The sequence below is a fragment of the Nocardia sp. X0981 genome, from assembly GCF_977089955.1.
In genome coordinates, this window is sequence record NZ_OZ372435.1 from 5,747,238 (window position 1) to 5,766,483 (window position 19,246).

Consider the following 19,246-nt stretch of genomic DNA (forward strand, 5'->3'; position numbering starts at 1 on the left):
GTGACCCGTATCCGGCGACGCTACCGAGGGCTGCGGCGACGCCGGGCGTCCCCTGCCGCGGTGAAGGTGTAGCGGGACGTCATACGGTGACTATCGCCGTAACGGGGTAGTCGCCCTGACGCGCGCGTCCGCCCAGCGCCTCGATCTCCAGGACGACAGCCGCGGCCACCACCTCCGCCCCCACACTGCCGAACAGGTCCGCCGCGGCGGCGAGGGTGCCGCCGGTTGCCAGCACATCGTCGAGCAGCAGCACGCGGCGGCCCGCCAGCGCGACCCCACTCGCGGGCACCTCCAGTGCCGCGGTGCCGTACTCGAGCCGGTACTCCTTGGTGATCACCGGTGGCGGAAGCTTGCCGCGTTTACGAACCGCGAGCACGCCGGTGCCCAGAACGGTCGCTACTCCCGCGCCGAGCAGGAAGCCACGGGCGTCGACCCCGGCCACCAGGTCCACATCGGGTACCAGGGTCGCCAGGCATTCGACCACGGCCCGGAAACCTTCCGGATCGGCGAAAACCGGGGTGAGGTCGGCGAATCGTACGCCCGGCTCCGGGAAATCGTCGGCCCAGCGGGTGCATCTGCGCACCGACGCGGCGGCCCGGCCGATTCTTTCGGAGACCGCGTCCACGGGTTCGGTTGCCGCGGACTCATTCATCGACCTACCTCCATTGTCCGTACCGGGATCACCGCTGCAGAACCCAGCGGTCCATGTTCCAGCCGGATCCGGCCCGGGTGGGCCCCGCGATGCCGTGCTGCAGGCCGCCGGCGAACGCGATGGTGCGCGGCGTCGCGAACAACGGCACACTCGGCAACTGCGTCCACAGCAGGTTCTCGGCCTCGGTGAGCAGATTCAGCTGATTCGTCGAATTGTCGTCGGCCGCGAGCTGAGCCATGATCGAGTCGAAGCGGTCGTTGCGGAACTTACCCACATTGAGCCCACTGCCGGTACGTAGCCCGCCGATGGCCGCGATACCGTCGATCGATCCGGCCGGGCCCGGAGCACCGCCGGGGCCACCGAGTATCGCGTCCACCGCACCACCGGTGAGTTGTGCGGGAGTGAAATCCGGTGTGCCGGCGTCCTGTACGGTGATGCCCGCCGGTTCACAGGCAGCGGCGATCATCGATACCGTCCGCGCCCGCCGCGCGTCGGGAGCGAGATAACCGATACGCACGGTGAGCTGTTTCTCCCCGGCCTGGGCCAGAGCCGCCTTCGCACCCGCCACATCGGCGCCGGTGAACGGCCCGGAGGCCGCCTCCGTAGCCGCCGGATAATACAGCGAATCCTGCTGCAGGGTGCGCGAGTTGGAGACCGCCGAACCCGGCCCCGATTCCGGCGCCTCGGGGGTGCGGCCGAGCTCGTCGAACAGCGCCTGCCGGGGTACGCACAGAGCGAAAGCCCGCCGCGCCGCGGCTGATTCGAATACACCGCCGGTATCGAGCACCAACTGTTCGACACCGCGACTGGGCAACCGTTCGACGGAGAACGCGTCCAGATTCAGCTCGGGCAGCGCTCCGGTACCGATATCCACCACCGCCACCGAGCCGTCCTCGATACGGGCGGCCAGATCGACCGGTTTCGGATACACCACGACCCGGCCGGTCGCCGGCGCCTCACCCCACCAACGCTCATTGGCCACCAGGACGAGACCGTCCTCGAGGTCGAAGGATTCGATCCGGTACGGGCCCGAAGACGGGAAGCGGGTGATGTCGAGGTCGCCCGGGGCCATATCCCAGCCCTTGTTCCAGAACTCGGCGAGCCGGTCCAGCGCGGCACGGTCGTCGTGCTGCACCGCCGCCACGATATCCGGGACGTTCGCGCTCTGGGTGGCCACATGGGCCGGCATCAGCTCCCCGGCGCCGAACAGGGTGCGCCACGGCAGGTAGCGCCGACCGGGCCGGAACACCACGGTGGCGTCCTTGGACCCCGGCTGGCACTCCACCCGCTCGATATCTTCGTACCCGGCCGTGCTCGCCGAATCGAAGCCGGGGAAACGACCGCTGCGAGCGGCCCAGGTGAACACCAGATCGTCGCAGGAGGTGGGTACGCCGTCGGAGTAGACGCCGCGGGGGTTCAGCCGGTACTGGATGGTCTGCGCCTCACCGGGCACCTCCTTGGCGGTGCCCGCATCGGAGTCGGCGACCGCCTGACCGTCGGGCCCGGTGTAGAAGAATCCCGTCAGGACCCGGCCGAACACCGCCTGCGCCGAGGCGGCGCCCGCCGTGGTGCCACCGTTGTAGGTGGTCACGGCGGTGTCGACGGCGTACCCGATCGACGGGACCTGATCCTTATCGGAGCACCCCGCCACCAGTCCGGTGGCCGCGGCGGTGGTAGCGAGCAGGGCGAACGCCCGGCGCAGATATGGCTGTCGCATCGATCCGTACCCCTCGTATGTCAGTGCCGCCTCTGTCGTTTACCGGTGGGACGTGCGCCGGGCGTCGGGCCGGCCGCGCCGGTGCGCCGCGGGGGCTGGGCGTTCCGGTTCTCGGCACCCACGGGCCGAGAACCGGGACCGGCGCCACGTTCGGGTGCGGAGCCGGGCCGAGCCCCGGATCCTTGGCCGGCGCGCCGCGCGTGCACCTTCCTGGTGTGCGCGGCCACCGGTCCCCAGCGTTCCTTGATGGATACCAGCAGCGGGGTGGCGAAGAAGATCGACGAATAGGCGCCGACCACCGTGCCGACCAGCTGCACCAGGGCCAGATCCTGCAGGGTGCCGACCCCGAGCATCCACACCGCGATGACCATCAGGCCGATGATGGGCAGGGCACCGATCAACGTGGTGTTGATGGATCGCATCAGCGTCTGGTTGACGGCCAGATTGGCCTGTTCCGCATAGGTGCGCCGGTTGGTGTGCAGAACACCCCGGGTGTTCTCCTCGACCTTGTCGAAGACGACGACCGAATCGTAGAGCGAGAAACCGAGGATGGTGAGCATACCGATCACCATGGCCGGGGTGACCTCGAAACCGACCAGGGAGTACACCCCGGCGGTCACCACGAGGTCGAAGAAGAGCGCGGCCAACGCCGCCAATGCCATATCACGCTCGTAGCGGATACCGATGTAGACGCTGACCAGCACCAGGAAAACCGCGAGTGCGATCAGCGCCTGGCGGGTGATCTGGCCGCCCCATGTCTCGCTGACATCGGAGGCGCTGATGGCGTTACGGCTCGGAGTGCCGCTGTCGTCGGTGGGCTGGAACTCTTCGAACAGGGCGTTCTGCAGGACACCGAGCTGTTCGGCGTCCAGCGTTTCCGAACGGATCAGGATGGTCGCGGAATCACCGGTCCCCACGGTCTGCACCGATTCGGGATCCGAGCCGATCGCCTCGGAGTACACCTGCTCCACCTGCTCGGTGGTGGCGTCGCCGGCCGGAAGCTGGATACGGGATCCGCCCACGAAGTCGATACCGAAGGTGAAACCGCGCACCGCCATACTGGCCAGGCAGACCAGCACGATCAGCGCGGTCACCACATACCAGCGGCGCCGATTGCCGACCACGTCGAGGACACCGGTGCCGGTGTAGAGACGGTTCATCCAGCCGCGCCGGGGCCCGGAGGGGCGCGGGGCGGGAGCTTTGTCCATGGTCATGCTCATCGTCACGCCTTCCCCACCGCGGCCTCGGCCGCCTTCCGCTCGCGGGCGAGCTGCTGCATCGCACCGAGCCCGTTCACCGACGGTTTGGCCCAGAACGCCGAACGCGAGGCCAGCAGCACCAGCGGCGCCGTCACCAGGATCACGACGACCACATCCAGGATCGTGGTCAGGCCCAGCGTGAACGCGAACCCGCGCACCTGCCCCACCGCCAGCACGTACAGCACCGCGGCGGCGATGAAGCTCACCGCGTTACCGGACAGGATCGTTTTCCGGGCGCGCTGCCAGCCACGCGGTACGGCGGAACGGAAACTGCGCCCCTCGCGCATCTCGTCCTTGATGCGTTCGAAGAAGACGACGAAGGAGTCCGCGGTCATACCGATACCGATGATCAGACCGGCGATACCGGCGAGGTCGAGGGTGAAGCCGATCCAGCGTCCGAGCAGCACCATGATGCCGTATACCGCGATACCGGAGCCGATCAGCGACAGGGCGGTGAGGAACCCCAGCATGCGGTAGTAGATCAGGCAGTACAGCAGCACCACGGCCAAGCCGACCGCCCCGGCGATCAGGCCCGCGCGCAGTGACGACAGGCCGAGGGTCGCGGAGACCGTTTCGGCTTCGGAGGTCTGGAAGGACAGCGGCAGCGAACCGTATTTGAGGGTGTTGGCCAGGTCCTTGGCGCTGGAGGCGGTGAAATTACCGGAGATCTGGGTCCGGCCGCCCAGCTGGGGACCCTGCTGGACCACCGGGGCGCTGACCACCTCCGAGTCGAGGACGAACGCGACGCGCTGCTGGATGTACTCACCGGTCAGCGAGGCCCACGCATCGCTGCCACCGGATTTGAAGGTGAGATTGATTTCGTGCCGAGCTTGTTCGGTGTTGAAACCGGAGGTGGCATCGGCGATCTCCTGGCCGTCGATCCGGCTCTTGTCGAGCAGGAAGACCTCGGTGCCGTCGGTGGAACAGGTCACCAGCGGCAGATTCGGATCGTCGTTACCGGCGAGCGGATCGGCCGCGGCGCAGTCCATGGCGGACATGGCCAGCTGCTGCATGGTGGGGTCGGTGCTCTGCCGGAGGGTGCGCGCGGCGTCGATTTCCTTCTGGGCCTGCTCCTGCGGCGTCAGCGATTCGTCGGCGGGGGCCGGCTCGCCCGGGGCGGGAGCGGGAGACGGCTCGGCGGGCACCGGGGTGGTTTCGGCGGGGGGCTGCGGTTCCTCGGTCACCTGGGCCGGCCGGACCTGGAGTTCCTCGGCGGGCACCGGGGCGGCCGCCGGGGTTTCCGCAGCCGGGGCGGACTGGTCCTGCGGCGTACCTTCGGCGGGAATGTCACCGCCGGTGGGCGCGGTCCCGTCCGTCGGCGCCGGCGCCGAATCGGTCGGCGTGCCCTGCTCCGGTGTCGTGGGCTGTCCCGGGGCGGCGGGCTGACCGGGCGCCTGCGGCTGCTGTGCGGTGGGCGCCGGGGCCGCTCGGAGCACCGGCCGGATGTACAGCTTGGCGGTGGTGGCCAGGGTGCGGGCCTGCTGGCTGTCGTCGCCGGGGACGGTGATGACGAGGTTGTCCCCATCGATCACAACCTCGGAGCCGGACACCCCGAGACCGTTGACCCGGTTCTCGATGATCTCCTGCGCCTTGGTGAGGCTGTCCTGGCTGGGCCGGTTCCCGTCCGGGGTCCGGGCGGTCAGCGTGACCCGGGTACCGCCCTGTAGGTCGATGCCCAGTTTGGGTGTCGGTGATTTGTCACCGGTGAAGAACACCAGCGCGTAGATCGCGGCCACCAGCACGCCGAACAAGGCGAGCCAGCGGAGTTGGTGCGCCGATCCCTGAGACGGTGGCACAGGTCGTCATCTCCTAGGCGGAAGTTCTGGGTGAAACGGCCACGGCACATGCCGGGACCACCGGTCGCCCGGAGTGTCCGGACCGGTGGCCGGGCCGTGGAAATCAGTCCTTGGTCAGCCGGATTTCGGTCTGCTCGGGGGTCTCCTCGGCAGCCGGGGCGGCCGGAGAGGCGGTGGACTCGGCGTCCGTGTCGTCGCTGTCGTCACCTGTCTCGTCGTCGGTGAAATCGTCGACGCGCACCTCACGGATCGCCTGACGCAGCCAGGTGGTGACGACATCCTCGGCGATCTCGATATCGACGGTGGTGTCGTCGACCTCGACCACGGTGCCGTACAGGCCCGAGGTGGTGGTGACCCGGTCACCGGCCTTCAGGCTGTCCTGCATCTGGGCGACCTTGTCGGCCTCTTTCTTCTGGCGGCGCATACCGAGGAACATCACTCCCAGCATCGCGGCCAGTACGAGCGGAAACAGCAGATCCATGATCGAAGTCGGTTCCTGATCTGGGTGAGGAGAGGGACAGGTACGCACACAGTCTGCCAGCTCTTCCGATCCGCGCCACACCCGCACGCCGGAACCGGCGCGTACCGGCGGCCCCCGGCCGATGTGCGTGGCCGATATCACCATCCCCCGGATACCCCGCGGGGGGCGGGGCCACCCGCCCATAATCGCGTCATGACCCCGGAAGATGTGCGGCATGTCGTATTCCGCAGGGCCCCGTTCGGCCGCCGCGGCTACCAGGAGAAAGCGGTGGACGACCTCCTGGACGAGATAGCCGCCGCGCTGGCCGGCGGCCCGCCCCTGACCTCCGAGCGCCTACGCGCCCTCCCGCCGCCCCGCGAACTGTTCGCCCGCGGCTACCACCCCGACGAGGTCGACGCCTTCCTCGCCAGAGTCCGCACCGAGCTCGGCCTCTGAACCACCGCCCGCGTCGTGTTTCAGCACTCGAAGCGCATGCGCCGCGAAATCAATCGAACAAATCCAGGGTGGGCTGCGGTTCCCGTCCCCGGACCTCGAGCGCCCCGACCGTCAGATCCGCCGGCGGGGTCAGGCCGAGATGCTCCCAGGCCGCGGCGGTGGCGACCCGGCCGCGCGGTGTGCGCGCCACCATGCCCGCCCGCACCAGGAACGGTTCGCACACCTCCTCCACGGTGGAGGCCTCCTCCCCGACCGCGACCGCGAGCGTGGACACCCCGACCGGACCACCGCCGAAACCTCGGACCAGCGCCCCCAGTACCGCGCGGTCGAGCCGGTCCAGGCCGAGCGGGTCGACGTCGTAGACCTCGAGCGCGGCCCGGGCCACGGGTACGGTGATCCGGCCGTCCGCCCGGACCTCGGCGTAGTCGCGGACCCGCCGCAGCAGCCGGTTGGCGATGCGGGGCGTGCCGCGTGAGCGGCCCGCGATCTCCGCCGCGGCGTCGGTATCGATCTCCACGCCCAGGATCTGGGCGGAGCGCTGCAGGATGAGCAGCAGTTCGGCGGGCTCGTAGAAGTCCATATGGCCGGTGAAGCCGAATCGGTCGCGGAGCGGCCCGGTGAGCGCGCCGGACCGGGTGGTGGCGCCGACCAGGGTGAACGGCGCGATATCGAGCGGAATGGAGGTCGCGCCCGGCCCCTTTCCCACCACCACGTCGACGCGGAAATCCTCCATCGCCAGATACAGCATCTCTTCGGCGGGCCGGGCTATGCGGTGGATCTCGTCGATGAACAGGACATCTCCGGTGACCAGGTTGCTGAGCATGGCGGCCAGGTCCCCGGCCCGCTCCAGAGCGGGCCCGGAGGTGATCCGCAGTGAGGTGCCCAGTTCGGTGGCGATGATCATCGCCAGGCTGGTTTTACCGAGGCCGGGCGGACCGGACAGCAGGATGTGGTCCGGGGTTCCGCCACGCCCCCGGGCGCCCCGCAGGACCAGGGCGAGTTGCTCCCGCACTCGCGGCTGACCGATGAAGCCGTCGAGGGAGGTGGGGCGCAGTCCGGAGTCGGTATCACCGTCCGAAGCCAGGTAACCGGCGCTGACGGGGGATTCTCCGGGGTCCGGCGCATCGTCGTATCGCGGATCTTCCATCACGGCCTAACGATTCTTGCCGAGCATGCCGAGCGCGGTGCGCAACGCCGTGGAGTTGCCGGCATCCGGGTGTTCGGCCAGCACGGCGTCGACGGCCGATTCGGCGTGTTTGAGCGGGAAACCGAGCCCGGTGAGCGCCTCCACGACCTGCTCGCGGACCGGGGTCCGCACCACCGCCGAGGTGGTTCGGGTGGTATCCGGCGGCACCGGGACGAGGTTCACCTTGTCCCGTAGTTCCACGACCATTCGTTCCGCCCCGCGTTTACCGATACCCGGCACCCGGGTGAGGGCCGCGATATCTCCCGCGGCCAGTGCCTTGCGCAGCGCTTCGGGTTCCAGGACGGCCAGGACGGCCATGGCCAGCCGAGGCCCCACCCCGGACACGGTTTGCAGCAGGCCGAACAGGTCCCGGGCCTCGGTATCGGCGAACCCGTAGAGGGTCATCGAATCCTCGCGCACGATCAGGGCCGTATACAGCAGCGCCTGTTCGCCACGGGTGAGCCCGGCCAGGGTCGCGGGGGTGGCATGGAGCTGGTAACCGACTCCCGCCGTCTCGAGGACCACATGGTCGAGGGCGAGTTCGAGGACCTCCCCGCGAATGGACGCGATCACCCGCGCACCGCCTTCCGCTGCTCTTCCAGTCGTTGGGTGTACTGCTGCCGGGCCCGTTCGGCCAGCGCCTCGGCCCGGGCCATCCGCTCCAGCAGGGGCGCCCGCCAGCAGTGGCAGATGGCGAGGGCCAGCGCGTCGGCGGCATCGGCCGGTTTCGGGGGCGTGGTGAGCCCGAGTATCCGGGTGACCATGGCGGTCACCTGTTTCTTGTCCGCCCCGCCGTTACCGGTCACGGCGGCCTTCACTTCACTGGGAGTATGGAACATCACGGGGATGTCCCGGCGGGCGGCCGCCAAGGCGATGACTCCACCGGCCTGCGCGGTGCCCATGGCAGTGCGCACGTTGTGCTGCGCGAAGACACGCTCGATGGCCACCACCTCGGGGCGGTAGGTCTGCATCCACTGCTCGGCGGCATCGGAGATCCGCAGCAGGCGCTGGGCGAGGTCGAGTTCGGCGGGGGTACGCACCACATCCACCGCGAGCGCCCGCACCGTGCGGCCGGTCCCCCCTTCGACCATGCTCACCCCGCACCGGGTGAGCCCGGGATCGACGCCCATCACCCGCACCACGAAACCTTCCCGAGAACGAACAGTTGTTCGAAGTCTAGTGCAGGCGCGAAACTCTCGGAGTCAGTGACACGGGTAGCGGGTGCGCCGTGCTCATCGCGCCAGTTCGGCCGCGAAGACTTCGTAGGCGGCCGTGTCGTAGAGCACGAAACGCACCTCCTCGAAGCCGGCCGCATGCTCCCGGACGGTGGTGACGGCGATACGTGCGCCATCGTCCATGGGCCAGCCGTACACACCGGTCGAAATCGCCGGGAAGGCCACCGTACGTGCCCCCAGCTCGGCGGCGACCCGCAGCGATTCGCGGTAGCACGAGGCCAGGAGCGGCGCGAGCTGCGCTGCGCGTTCACCCCGGGGCGACCACACCGGGCCCACTGTGTGGACGACCCAGCGGGCCGGTAGATCCCCGGCCGTGGTCGCCACCGCCCGGCCGGTCGGCAGCCCCCGCGGGTAGTCGGTTTCCCGCAATCGCCGGCATTCCGCGAGGATCGTGGGCCCGCCGCGCCGGTGGATGGCTCCGTCCACTCCCCCGCCACCGAGCAGTTCCGGATTCGCGGCGTTCACCACCGCGTCCACCTGTTGTTCGGTGATATCCCCGCGAACGAGCGTGAGAGCGACCATGCCGCCATTGTGCCTCCACCGAGCCTGCCCACCGTCGACCACACGCGTTTCCACCCGGCCGCTCGCCGTATGGCACGTATCGCGAGCAAATGCGTAACCGATATGTTACGCTTTTGCCGTGGACGAAGTAGCCGCCGCCATCGCGGATCCGATTCGGCGCGAAATCCTGGAGATACTGCACGGAAACAGGCTGACCGCCGGCGCGATCGCCGCGCGGTTCCCCGTCAGCCGGCCCGCGATCAGCCGGCACCTGCGAGTTCTCCGGGAGGGCGGACTGGTACACGACGAACTGATCGGGCGGGAACGCCATTACTCGCTGGACACCGCACCACTGCGTCGGCTGAGCGACTGGATCGCCGCCCTGGAACAGCCGGTGGGCTGGGAACACCGGCTGGACGCGCTGGCCACCGAGGTCCACCGCACCCGGCGAGAGCGTCGCGGCGCTCCCGCGCCCGAGCCCCGCGGCGGAACACACCCCCGCGAACCGCACCACGACAAGGAGAACTCCGCATGACCGTCCGCCCCACCGGCCGCCTGGAATACACCCCGAACGGCCGTGACCTGATCCTCACCCGGAGCTACCACGCCCCCATCGAGGACGTCTGGGCCAGTATCACCGAATCGGAGCGCACCGCCCGCTGGTTCGGGCCGTGGCAGGGGGAGGCGGGCCCCGGGCGCACCATCCGGGTGCAGCTGGTCCACGAGGACGGAAAACCCTGGGCCGACTACACGATCGACAGCTGCGATCCGCCGCGCCATCTCGCCCTGCGCACCATGGAAGAATACGGCAGCTGGCACCTCGAGGTGACGCTGTCCGAGGCGAACGGACGGACCGAACTCCTCTTCGTCCACCACCTGGACTCGGCGGACCAGGTCACCGAGATCGGACCGGGATGGGAGTACTACCTGGACGCGCTCGGGGCAGCCCGCGCCGGCCGGGCCCACCCCGATTTCGACGACTACTACCCCGCGATGCGGGACTACTACGCGGACCTGGTGGACTAGGCGTCCAGTTCGGCGAGCACCTCATCGGAGATATCGACATTGGTGTAGACGTTCTGGACGTCGTCGCTGTCCTCCAGAGCGTCGACCAGTTTGAACACCTTGCGAGCACCCTCCACGTCGACCGCGACGCTCACCGACGGCTGGAAACCGGATTCGGCGGAATCGTAATCGATCCCGGCCGACTGCAGTGCCGACCGCACCGCGACCAGATCACCCGGCTCGCTGACGACTTCGAAGGATTCGCCGAGATCGTTGACCTCCTCGGCACCCGCGTCGAGCACCGCCATCAGCACATCGTCCTCGGAGAGACCGTTCTTCTCCAGGGTGACGATGCCCTTGCGGTGGAACAGGTAGGCCACCGAACCCGGATCGGCCATATTGCCGCCGTTACGGGTCATGGCGACCCGCACCTCCCCGGCGGCACGGTTGCGGTTGTCGGTGAGGCATTCGATCAGGACCGCGACACCGTTGGGGCCGTATCCCTCGTACATGATGGTCTGCCAGTCGGCGCCACCGGCTTCCTCACCGGCGCCGCGCTTACGTGCCCGCTCGATGTTGTCGTTGGGAACCGAGGATTTCTTCGCCTTCTGGATGGCGTCGAAAAGGGTCGGGTTACCTTCCGGATCGCCACCACCGGTCCGGGCCGCCACCTCGATGTTCTTGATCAGCTTGGCGAACAGCTTGCCGCGCTTCGCATCGATCGCCGCCTTCTTGTGTTTGGTGGTGGCCCATTTGGAGTGGCCGCTCATTCCCTACTTCCTTCAGGTCGATGGCAGGTCTGCTGGTCCACGCTACCGGCTGGTCGAGCGGACAGTTTCGCTACCCTACTCGCGCCGCCGCCGCGGTGCCCGGTCAGCGGTCGCGAACCAGTTCGACGAACATCCGGTGGACGCGATGATCACCGGTGACCTCAGGGTGGAAGGCGGTCGCCAGTACCCGGCCCTGCCGCACCGCCACGATCCGGCCCGCGGCCGGTCCGCTGGGCACCCGGGCCAGCACCTCGACCCCGTCCCCGGCCCGCTCCACCCACGGCGCGCGGATGAACACCGCGCGCATCGGGCCACCGGACAGCCCGGCGAAATCCAGATCGGTTTCGAACGAATCCACCTGCCGCCCGAAAGCGTTGCGGCGCACCGTCATATCGATACCGGAGAGATGCCGGGCGTCGGGCCGGGTATCGAGCACCTCGTCGGCCAGCAGGATCATGCCCGCGCAGGAACCGAAGGCCGGCATCCCGTCGCGCAGACGCTGCCGCAGCGGCTCGAGCAGTTCGAATACCTGCAGTAGTTTGCTGATCGCGGTCGATTCGCCCCCCGGCAGCACCAGCGCGTCGACCGCGGCGAGTTCGGCCGGGCGGCGCACCAGCACCGGGTCGGCACCACACCGCTCCAGCACGGCGACATGCTCCCGGACATCGCCCTGCAGGGCCAGCACACCGATGGTGGGCCGAGTGCCGGGATCGAGGACCCCGGTATCCGGGCCGGTGGCCACCACGTCCGGGGAAACTGCGGATTCGTTCACCCGTGCGAGCTTACGAGCCCGGCCGGTGTGCGCGGGGTCACCCCGGAACCGGTCCGACCCGCACGCTCAGCCGCGCAGGGTGCGGATCAGCCCCTCCTGGACCACCGCGGCGACCAGCCGGCCGTTGCGATCGAAGATCTTGCCGCCGGTGAGCGCGCGCCCGAACCCGGCCGACGGGGACGACTGGTCGTAGAGCAGCCAGTCGTCGGTGCGGAACGGGCGCAGGAACCACATGGCATGGTCCAGCGAAGCGTTCTGGGTGGGTTCGTCGGGATGGGTGACCTTCGACGAGCCGAGCAGCGTCATATCGCTCATATAGGCCAGCGTGCAGACATGGAACAGCGGATCGTCGGGCAGCGGATGCCGGTAGCGGAACCACACCTGCTGAGGTGAGACCACCCCGGGCCGGCGGGTCACCCGCTCCTGCGGTACCGGACGGATATCCCAGTGCTCCCATTCCCGCATCGCCCACAGCCGCTCGGGGTCCATACTCGTGGCGGCGTCGGGCAGCTCGTCGGGCGGTTCCACATCGGCCATCTCGTCCTGATGCGTGGGGCCCTCGTCACCGATGTGGAAAGAGGCCGACATGGTGAAGATCGCGGCACCGTCCTGGACCCCGGTGACCCGCCGGGTGCAGAACGAGCGGCCGTCCCGGATCCGGTCCACCAGGTAGACGGTGGGCGCCTCCGGGTTGCCGGGGCGCAGGAAGTATCCGTGCAGGGAGTGCACCTGATAACGCGGCTCCACCGTACGCACCGCCGACACGAGCGCCTGACCCGCCACCTGCCCGCCGAAGGTCCGGGGAAGCTGGGTTTCGGTGGACGCGCCGCGGAAGATATCGCGCTCGAGGCGTTCGATCTCCAGTGCCTCTTCGATAGTCGCCATTCGCTGAGATTATCCCGAACGGTCCGATTTCCCTGAGCCGGTCGCGGGTAATCCCCGTCACCGGCTCCTCGGCCGGACCTGCTGTGATGGTCCGGTGCCCCGTTTCACGCCGACCACCTCCGATGCTCTGGCCGAACTACTGACCCGGGATCTGCGGACGCTGGACGGATATCGGGTGGTCGGTATCGACGGTGCCGATGCGGCGCGTCCGGCCGAATTCGCGGGCCACACCGCCGAGCGGGTGCGAGCGGACGGCCGGCCGGCCGAAACCGTCTCGCTGCACGATTACGTCCGTCCCGCCTCGCTGCGGATGGAATTCGGCCGCGACGAGAACTCCTACCGCACCGGCTGGTTCGACTATCCGGCGCTGCGCCGCGAAGTGATCGACCCCTTCCACAGCTCCGGCACCTGGCTGCCCGCGCTCTGGGACGAAGCCGCCGACCGTTCCGCGCGGGCACGCCGACGCACCGCGTTACCCACGACGGTGTTGTTCGTCGCGGGCCCCATGCTGCTGGGACGCGGCTTGCCCTTCGACCGCACTGTCCGGCTCGATCTGAGTACGGCCGCACTCACCCGCAACACACCGGATGCACAGGCGTGGACCCTCCCGGGCCTGCTGGCCCATGATCGGGAGCACCGCGAGAACCCGTCGTATTTCGTGCGCTGGGACCACCCCGGCCGCCCCGCCCTACGGGTCGGCCGGTATTGACGAAGGGCGGAATTTCCGTGCCCGCGCCGCGCCGGCACCGCCGGAGCGCACCGCCGGGATCACCAACCGCGCTCGGCCAGCCGGTGTGGCTGCGGGATCTCGTCGACATTGATTCCGACCATTGCCTCGCCCAGTCCACGCGATACCTTGGCGAGCACATCGGGGTCGTCGTAGAACGTGGTCGCCTTGACGATCGCGCTCGCGCGCTGAGCCGGGTTGCCGGATTTGAAGATGCCCGAACCGACGAAAACGCCCTCGGCGCCGAGCTGCATCATCATGGCCGCATCGGCCGGGGTGGCGATACCACCCGCGGTGAACAGCACCACGGGCAATTTCCCGGTTTCGGCGATCTCCTTCACCAGTTCGTAGGGCGCCTGCAGTTCCTTGGCCGCCACGTAGAGTTCGTCGGCGGGCAGCGAGGTCAGCCGGGTGATCTCCTGCCGGATCTTGCGCATATGCGTGGTGGCGTTGGAGACATCACCGGTGCCGGCCTCGCCCTTGGAGCGGATCATGGCCGCGCCCTCGGTGATCCGGCGCAGCGCCTCACCGAGATTGGTGGCGCCGCAGACGAAAGGCACCGTGAAATTCCACTTGTCGATATGGTTGGCGTAGTCGGCGGGAGTGAGCACCTCGGACTCGTCGATGTAGTCGACACCGAGGCTCTGCAGTACCTGCGCCTCCACGAAATGCCCGATCCGAGCCTTGGCCATCACCGGAATGGATACGGCCTCGATGATCCCGTCGATCATATCGGGATCGCTCATCCGCGATACCCCGCCCTGCGCGCGGATATCGGCGGGCACCCGCTCGAGTGCCATCACAGCGACCGCGCCGGCATCCTCGGCGATCTTGGCCTGTTCCGGGGTGACGACATCCATGATCACCCCGCCCTTGAGCATCTCTGCCATACCGCGCTTCACGCGGGCGGTACCGGCCTCGCGGGTCGCTTCGGCGGTCTGGGTGTTCTCGGGCGTGGTCACGGGCAGCTCCTGTGTCTGTTGCCAGCTGTGGATCGGGGACGAACACCACGATTCTAGGTGCGTCCGAAAACCGGATTCATATCCAGTCGAGACCGACTGGACTGGTCACGACCTGGGATTATCGGCTGCGACCCGACCACTGGACCGCCGGGAGGAAACCGCCGGACCGGTGCGGGACCGACCCGGCGGGATGTCGGAGTACCGACTCAGATCGGGTCGACGACCAGCAGTTTCGCCCAGTACTCGGCGGCGTCGGGCCCGAGAATCGGCAACAGGTAATCGAACAGGATGTAGGACATTTTCACCTCCACACACCGAATCGACACATCTCCGGTGTGTCAAACCGCCGTGACCCTATCACGCAAGTGAACCGCGTCACACCGGAAAGGCTGCCCGCCCGGACCGCACCCGGCCACACCTCACCGGATGGACCGGACCTCCGGATCGGTATCTCCGTCGGCCGCCCGTGCCGCCTCGGCGAGCAGTTCGTCCAGATGGTACGGATACACCGCTTCCCCGGCCGCCTCCCGCGACCGGATCTCCTCCGCCGTACACCACCGGCTGCCGGTGATCGACCGCTGTTCGACATAGGTCAGTTCGCCGGGCCGCACCTCGAACCGCGGCACCCGCAGCGCGAAGAACAGCTCCTCGGAGCGGATCAGATCACCGTTGAAGGGGAAGACCGCGACCCGCCGCCAGATCGGCCCGCGCAGCGCGGCCGGATCGGCCCGGTGGCCGGTCTCCTCGTACAGTTCGCGGACCGCCGCCTCCCGCAGCGACTCCCCCGGTTCGACCCCGCCGCCCACGGTGAACCAGAACGACACCTCCGGCACCAGGGGGTCGTGCCCGCGCATGAGCAGGATGTGGCCCTCTTCGTCGAGCAACGCCACCCGCGCCGAAACCCGGGTGGTGTCGACCTCCAGACCGGTCGATGCCGCGGGGGTGGCACGTTCGGCGATCTCGAAATAGGCCGGTACCGGCGCGGTGCCGCCGAGATGCAGCCAGCGCACCGGCCGCCGGGTACGCAGAGCCAAGGTGTCGCGCACCGCGTCGTTGTGGAAACGGCGGGCGATCAGCACCCGGGCTTCGGCATCGGCCAGTTCGGCCACCTGCTGAGTGGGCAGGCACCCGATATCCACCGCGGACAAGGTGGCGGCGAGCTGGTTCTCCACGGTTTCGCGGTCGTCACGGCCGGTCCGTTCGGCGCGGTCGGCGAGAATGGTGAGCCGGCGGGCGAGCTCGGCCGGTGCCGGGTCGGTGGCGGTGGGGTCGGTGCCGGGACGGGTCAGCGATATCGCCACCGCGCGGGCGACCACCGCCCGCCGGGCCAGGGCGGCCTCGAGCGCCTGCCAGGCCAGATCGGTGCGCACGTGCAGGCGGTCGAGCCGATTCGCCGTGGAGTAGGCCCATACGCCCAGCGCCACCACGAACGCGGCCACCAGGGCGAGAACGAGGACGGTGGTCGCGGAGAAGGTGATCATCCGGCCACCCGCACCCGCAGATCGCCCACCACCACGGTTTCGTAGACCCGCAGGATCTGTTCGGCCACCACCGGCCAGTCGTAGGTGCCGACGACCTGGGTCGCGGTACGCACCAGCTCGGCGCGCCGGGCGTCGTCGGCGAGCACGGTGGCCAGAGCGTCGGCCAAAGCCGCCGCATCCCCGACCGGAACCAGTACCCCGGCGGTTCCGTCGCGCAGCACGCGGCGGAAGGCGTCCAGTTCGCTGGCCACCACCGCGGTGCCGGCGGCCATGGCCTCGATGAGGATGATCCCGAAACTCTCCCCGCCCAGGTTGGGCGCGACATAGACATCCGCGCTGCGCATCGCCGACGCCTTCTCCGCGTCCGAGACCTGGCCGAGGAAACGCAGATGTCCGGCCAGTGCTCCGGCTTCGCGGCGCAGCCGTTCCTCGTCACCGCGGCCCACCACCAGAACCTCCACCCGCGGATGCCGGGCGACCAGCGCCGGGAGCGCGTCCAGCAGTACCTGCATCCCCTTGCGGGGTTCGTCGTAGCGGCCGAGGAACAGCACGGTCCCACCCGGGCGCGGGTAGCCGGGCAGCAGCGATGCCCGGGCGAAGGCCTGGACATCGACGCCGTTGGGGATCTCCACCGCATCCGAACCGAGCGCCTCGACCTGCCAGCGGCGAGCCAGTTCCGAGACCGCGATCCGCCCGCTGATCTTCTCGTGATACGGCCGCAGCACCCCCTGGAAGGTGGCCAGTACCAGCGATCTGGTGGTGGAGGTGTGGAAAGTGGCCACGATGGGGCCCTCGGCGATCTTCAACGCCAGCATGGACAGGCTGGGAGCGTTGGGCTCGTGAATGTGCAGGACATCGAAATCGTTGTTCTCGATCCACCGGCGGATCCGGGTGTAGGCGGTCGGCCCGAAGGACAGCCGAGCCACCGACCCGTTGTACGGGATCGCCACGGCGCGCCCGGCGGATACGACGAAATCGGGGAGTTCGGTGGTTTCCGAGGCGGGTGCCAGCACGCTCACCTTGTGACCGCGTTCCAGGAAAACCTGGGCCAGCTCCACCACATGGGCCTGGACACCACCGGGAACATCGAACGAATAGGGGCAGACCATGCCGATCTTCATGGGGTGCGCTCTCCACCCGCATCGAGCCGGGTATCGCGGCGGGCCTGTTCGGCCGCGATCCGGTCCAGCCGGGCCTCGGACAGATCCGTTTCCCACAGCGGCTGCAACATATGCCAGTCCGCCGGATGGGCGGCGATACCCTCGGCGAAGCAGTCGGCCAGCGCCTGCGTGGCGGCCTCGATCCCGCCCGAGACATCCAGCGGCTCCCGGGTGCGCACCACCCAGCCTTCACGGCCCGCCTCGTCCACGGTGAACCAGACGTGCACGGGCATGAGCGCCGCGCCGGTCTCCACGGCGAGTTTGGCCGAACCGGCCGGCATCCAGGTACGTTCACCGAAGAAGGTCACCGGTACGCCGCGGCCGGTCAGGTCCCGCTCCCCCATCAGGCAGACGATCTTGTTCGCGCGTAGCCGCTGCTCCAGTGCGGCGAAGGGCGGCTGCTGGCCACCGGTCAGCGGGAAGACCTCGAAACCGAGGCTTTCCCGATAGGAGACGAATCGTTCGAACAGCGACTCCGGTTTCAGCCGTTCGGCGACCGTGGTGAAGGTGCCGTAGTTCTGGACCAGCCAGGTACCGGCCATATCCCAGTTACCCGAATGCGGCAGCACGAACACCACCCCGCGGCCGCGGGCCAGCGCGGCGTCGAGGTGTTCGCGGCCCTGGATCGCGATCCGGCCGGAGCGCACCAGTTCGGCGTGATCCATGGCCGGCAGCCGGAACGCCTCCCGCCAATACCGGGCATAGGAGCGCATACTCGACCGGATCAGGGTGTCGGGCACCCGCTCCGGTGCGACCCCGAGCACTCGGGCCAGATTGCGCCGCAGCTGTACCGGCCCGCCCTTGCGGGCCGCGAAATCCGCGCCCCGGTCGAAGAGTACGCGCGCCGTCGGCTCGGGCAGAGCCCGCACCAGCCGCCACCCGGCCGCATAGCCACGATCGCTCAGCGCGGCCCGCAGTGCGCTCACGAGGGCCGCCCTGTTCCCTGCTGCGGCGTGCCCAGGACCTCCCGGGCGCCCGGCGAATTGCGGACGGCCAGCACCCGCTGCCCCACCGTCACGATGCTGAGCACGGCCAATATCCACATGGCCACATGGATCGCCCAGGTCAGCCAGTCGATGCCCCAGTGTCCGCCGATACCGGTGAGGCCCGCGCCGACCAGCACGATGACCAGCCGGTCCGGCCGCTCGATCAGTCCGCCGTCGGCGGACAACCCGCTGGCCTCGGCCCGCGCCTTGGCGTAGGAGATGACCTGGGAGGTCACCAGCACCACCAGGGTGGCGACGAACAGCGGTTCACTGCGCTCGTGGAAAACCGCCCACCAGGCGAGCGCACCGAAGATCGCGCCGTCGGCGATCCGGTCGCAGGTGGCGTCGAGCACCGCCCCGTACCGTGTACCGCCCCCACGGGCCCGGGCCATGGCACCGTCGAGCATGTCGAACATGACGAACAACCAGATCAGGATGGTCCCCCAGAACAGGTGTCCTGTGGGGAACAGGGTGACCGCGGCGGCGATCGAGGCGGCGGTACCGATCAGGGTGACCGCGTCCGGGGTGAGGCCGGTGCCCACCAGCGCTCTGCCCAGGGGAGCCGTGGCCTTGGCGAAGGTCGCCCGGCCGAAGATGCTCAGCACCTACGCCTCCGCCCAGGCCGTGGCCAGCAGGGCCCGCGTTTCGCGCAGCAGCTGCGGCATGACCTTCGCCCCACCGATCACCGTGATGAAATTCGCGTCCCCGCCCCAGCGCGGCACGATGTGCTGGTGCAGGTGGTCGGCGAGCGAGCCTCCCGCGACACCGCCCAGATTCAGCCCCACGTTGAAACCGTGTGGCCGCGACACCTTCTTCATGGTCCGGATGGCGCGCTGGGTGAACTCCATCAGCTCGGCCGCTTCGGCGGCGGTGAGATCCTCGAGGTTCGCGACCCGGCGGTACGGCACCACCATCATGTGTCCCGGGTTGTACGGGTACAGGTTCAAGACCGCGTACACCAGCTCGCCCCGGGCGATCACCAGGCCGTCCTCGTCGGACATCTTGGGGATATCGGTGAACGGGTGGCCGGTCGCTCCCTTGGGGGCCGAGGTGGCGGCTTCGGCGATATAGGACATCCGGTACGGCGTCCACAGCCGCTGCAGTCGATCCGGTTCGCCCGCGCCGCGGTCCACGATATCTCCGGACCGTAGCGCATCGGCGCCACCGGTTTCGCCGGTCAGACCGTCCGGCGCCGTGCGCTCACTCATAACTCCATTCCCTTCCCCGACCGGGCGG

22 protein-coding genes are annotated in these 19,246 nt (G+C 68.9%); 4 read left to right on the forward strand and 18 right to left on the reverse strand.

The window, feature by feature from the left end; translation table 11 throughout:
• Positions 1-79: 79 nt before the first annotated feature.
• The 5 genes from ACYR7D_RS25375 to yajC form a co-directional block, all read right to left on the reverse strand.
• On the reverse strand, positions 80-652 hold the full coding sequence (locus ACYR7D_RS25375) for an adenine phosphoribosyltransferase (RefSeq protein WP_459547027.1): 573 nt from the start codon (positions 650-652) through the stop codon (positions 80-82).
• Between the two features lie 28 nt (positions 653-680).
• The gene (locus tag ACYR7D_RS25380) at positions 681-2,369 is read right to left on the reverse strand and encodes an ABC transporter substrate-binding protein (protein WP_459547028.1); all 1,689 of its coding nucleotides are present in this window, start codon (positions 2,367-2,369) and stop codon (positions 681-683) included.
• Between the two features lie 20 nt (positions 2,370-2,389).
• A complete protein-coding gene (gene secF, locus ACYR7D_RS25385) occupies positions 2,390-3,583 on the reverse strand; it encodes a protein translocase subunit SecF (RefSeq protein WP_459550287.1) in 1,194 nt (397 codons plus the stop codon).
• Between the two features lie 8 nt (positions 3,584-3,591).
• Positions 3,592-5,424: a protein translocase subunit SecD gene (secD, locus tag ACYR7D_RS25390; RefSeq protein WP_459547029.1), complete on the reverse strand. Its 1,833-nt coding sequence runs from the start codon at positions 5,422-5,424 to the stop codon at positions 3,592-3,594.
• Between the two features lie 103 nt (positions 5,425-5,527).
• Positions 5,528-5,905: a preprotein translocase subunit YajC gene (yajC, locus tag ACYR7D_RS25395; RefSeq protein WP_459547030.1), complete on the reverse strand. Its 378-nt coding sequence runs from the start codon at positions 5,903-5,905 to the stop codon at positions 5,528-5,530.
• A 192-nt stretch (positions 5,906-6,097) separates the two neighbouring features.
• Here yajC and ACYR7D_RS25400 point away from each other — a divergent pair, with 192 nt between their 5' ends.
• Positions 6,098-6,340, forward strand: a complete 243-nt coding sequence (locus tag ACYR7D_RS25400) for a DivIVA domain-containing protein (RefSeq protein WP_459547031.1) — start codon at positions 6,098-6,100, stop codon at positions 6,338-6,340.
• A gap of 49 nt (positions 6,341-6,389) precedes the next feature.
• On the opposite strand, the gene ruvB is transcribed toward ACYR7D_RS25400, so the two are convergent.
• From ruvB to ACYR7D_RS25420, 4 genes are all read right to left on the reverse strand, one after another.
• The gene (gene ruvB / locus ACYR7D_RS25405; protein WP_459550288.1) at positions 6,390-7,487 is read right to left on the reverse strand and encodes a Holliday junction branch migration DNA helicase RuvB; all 1,098 of its coding nucleotides are present in this window, start codon (positions 7,485-7,487) and stop codon (positions 6,390-6,392) included.
• A gap of 6 nt (positions 7,488-7,493) precedes the next feature.
• On the reverse strand, positions 7,494-8,099 hold the full coding sequence (ruvA, locus tag ACYR7D_RS25410; protein WP_459547032.1) for a Holliday junction branch migration protein RuvA: 606 nt from the start codon (positions 8,097-8,099) through the stop codon (positions 7,494-7,496).
• Positions 8,096-8,665: a crossover junction endodeoxyribonuclease RuvC gene (ruvC, locus tag ACYR7D_RS25415; protein WP_459547033.1), complete on the reverse strand. Its 570-nt coding sequence runs from the start codon at positions 8,663-8,665 to the stop codon at positions 8,096-8,098. Before ruvC ends, ruvA begins: the two co-directional genes overlap by 4 nt.
• 93 nt (positions 8,666-8,758) lie before the next feature.
• Positions 8,759-9,283, reverse strand: a complete 525-nt coding sequence (locus ACYR7D_RS25420) for an O-acetyl-ADP-ribose deacetylase (protein ID WP_459547034.1) — start codon at positions 9,281-9,283, stop codon at positions 8,759-8,761.
• 118 nt (positions 9,284-9,401) lie between these two features.
• Between ACYR7D_RS25420 and ACYR7D_RS25425 the strand changes: the two genes are divergently transcribed.
• Together ACYR7D_RS25425 and ACYR7D_RS25430 are read left to right on the forward strand one after the other, a co-directional pair.
• Complete coding sequence (locus tag ACYR7D_RS25425) at positions 9,402-9,797, forward strand: metalloregulator ArsR/SmtB family transcription factor (protein ID WP_459547035.1); 396 nt, start codon at positions 9,402-9,404, stop codon at positions 9,795-9,797.
• A complete protein-coding gene (locus ACYR7D_RS25430; protein WP_459547036.1) occupies positions 9,794-10,288 on the forward strand; it encodes an SRPBCC family protein in 495 nt (164 codons plus the stop codon). The genes ACYR7D_RS25425 and ACYR7D_RS25430 overlap by 4 nt, the downstream gene beginning before the upstream one ends.
• Here ACYR7D_RS25430 and ACYR7D_RS25435 read toward each other — a convergent pair.
• The 3 genes from ACYR7D_RS25435 to ACYR7D_RS25445 all read right to left on the reverse strand — a co-directional run bounded on the left by ACYR7D_RS25435 (position 10,285) and on the right by ACYR7D_RS25445 (position 12,694).
• The gene (locus ACYR7D_RS25435) at positions 10,285-11,037 is read right to left on the reverse strand and encodes a YebC/PmpR family DNA-binding transcriptional regulator (protein ID WP_459547037.1); all 753 of its coding nucleotides are present in this window, start codon (positions 11,035-11,037) and stop codon (positions 10,285-10,287) included. The genes ACYR7D_RS25430 and ACYR7D_RS25435 overlap by 4 nt on opposite strands.
• Before the next feature lie 103 nt (positions 11,038-11,140).
• A complete protein-coding gene (pdxT, locus tag ACYR7D_RS25440) occupies positions 11,141-11,779 on the reverse strand; it encodes a pyridoxal 5'-phosphate synthase glutaminase subunit PdxT (RefSeq protein WP_459550289.1) in 639 nt (212 codons plus the stop codon).
• Between the two features lie 96 nt (positions 11,780-11,875).
• On the reverse strand, positions 11,876-12,694 hold the full coding sequence (locus ACYR7D_RS25445; protein WP_459547038.1) for an acyl-CoA thioesterase: 819 nt from the start codon (positions 12,692-12,694) through the stop codon (positions 11,876-11,878).
• Between the two features lie 94 nt (positions 12,695-12,788).
• Between ACYR7D_RS25445 and ACYR7D_RS25450 the strand changes: the two genes are divergently transcribed.
• Positions 12,789-13,403 (forward strand): nucleoside/nucleotide kinase family protein, encoded by a 615-nt coding sequence (locus ACYR7D_RS25450; protein WP_459547039.1) that lies wholly within the window; start codon positions 12,789-12,791, stop codon positions 13,401-13,403.
• A gap of 59 nt (positions 13,404-13,462) precedes the next feature.
• Here ACYR7D_RS25450 and pdxS read toward each other — a convergent pair whose 3' ends face one another.
• From pdxS to ACYR7D_RS25480, 6 genes are all read right to left on the reverse strand, one after another.
• Positions 13,463-14,383 (reverse strand): pyridoxal 5'-phosphate synthase lyase subunit PdxS, encoded by a 921-nt coding sequence (gene pdxS / locus ACYR7D_RS25455; RefSeq protein WP_459547040.1) that lies wholly within the window; start codon positions 14,381-14,383, stop codon positions 13,463-13,465.
• Between the two features lie 419 nt (positions 14,384-14,802).
• On the reverse strand, positions 14,803-15,861 hold the full coding sequence (locus tag ACYR7D_RS25460) for an NUDIX hydrolase (RefSeq protein ID WP_459550290.1): 1,059 nt from the start codon (positions 15,859-15,861) through the stop codon (positions 14,803-14,805).
• The gene (locus ACYR7D_RS25465) at positions 15,861-16,985 is read right to left on the reverse strand and encodes a glycosyltransferase family 4 protein (protein ID WP_459547041.1); all 1,125 of its coding nucleotides are present in this window, start codon (positions 16,983-16,985) and stop codon (positions 15,861-15,863) included. Before ACYR7D_RS25465 ends, ACYR7D_RS25460 begins: the two co-directional genes overlap by 1 nt.
• Positions 16,982-17,950, reverse strand: a complete 969-nt coding sequence (locus tag ACYR7D_RS25470; RefSeq protein ID WP_459547042.1) for a phosphatidylinositol mannoside acyltransferase — start codon at positions 17,948-17,950, stop codon at positions 16,982-16,984. The genes ACYR7D_RS25465 and ACYR7D_RS25470 overlap by 4 nt, the downstream gene beginning before the upstream one ends.
• Positions 17,947-18,615, reverse strand: coding sequence for a phosphatidylinositol phosphate synthase (gene pgsA / locus ACYR7D_RS25475; protein WP_459547043.1), 669 nt, complete (start codon positions 18,613-18,615; stop codon positions 17,947-17,949). The genes ACYR7D_RS25470 and pgsA overlap by 4 nt, the downstream gene beginning before the upstream one ends.
• Complete coding sequence (locus ACYR7D_RS25480; protein WP_459547044.1) at positions 18,616-19,218, reverse strand: ATP adenylyltransferase; 603 nt, start codon at positions 19,216-19,218, stop codon at positions 18,616-18,618.
• Positions 19,219-19,246 lie beyond the last annotated feature (28 nt).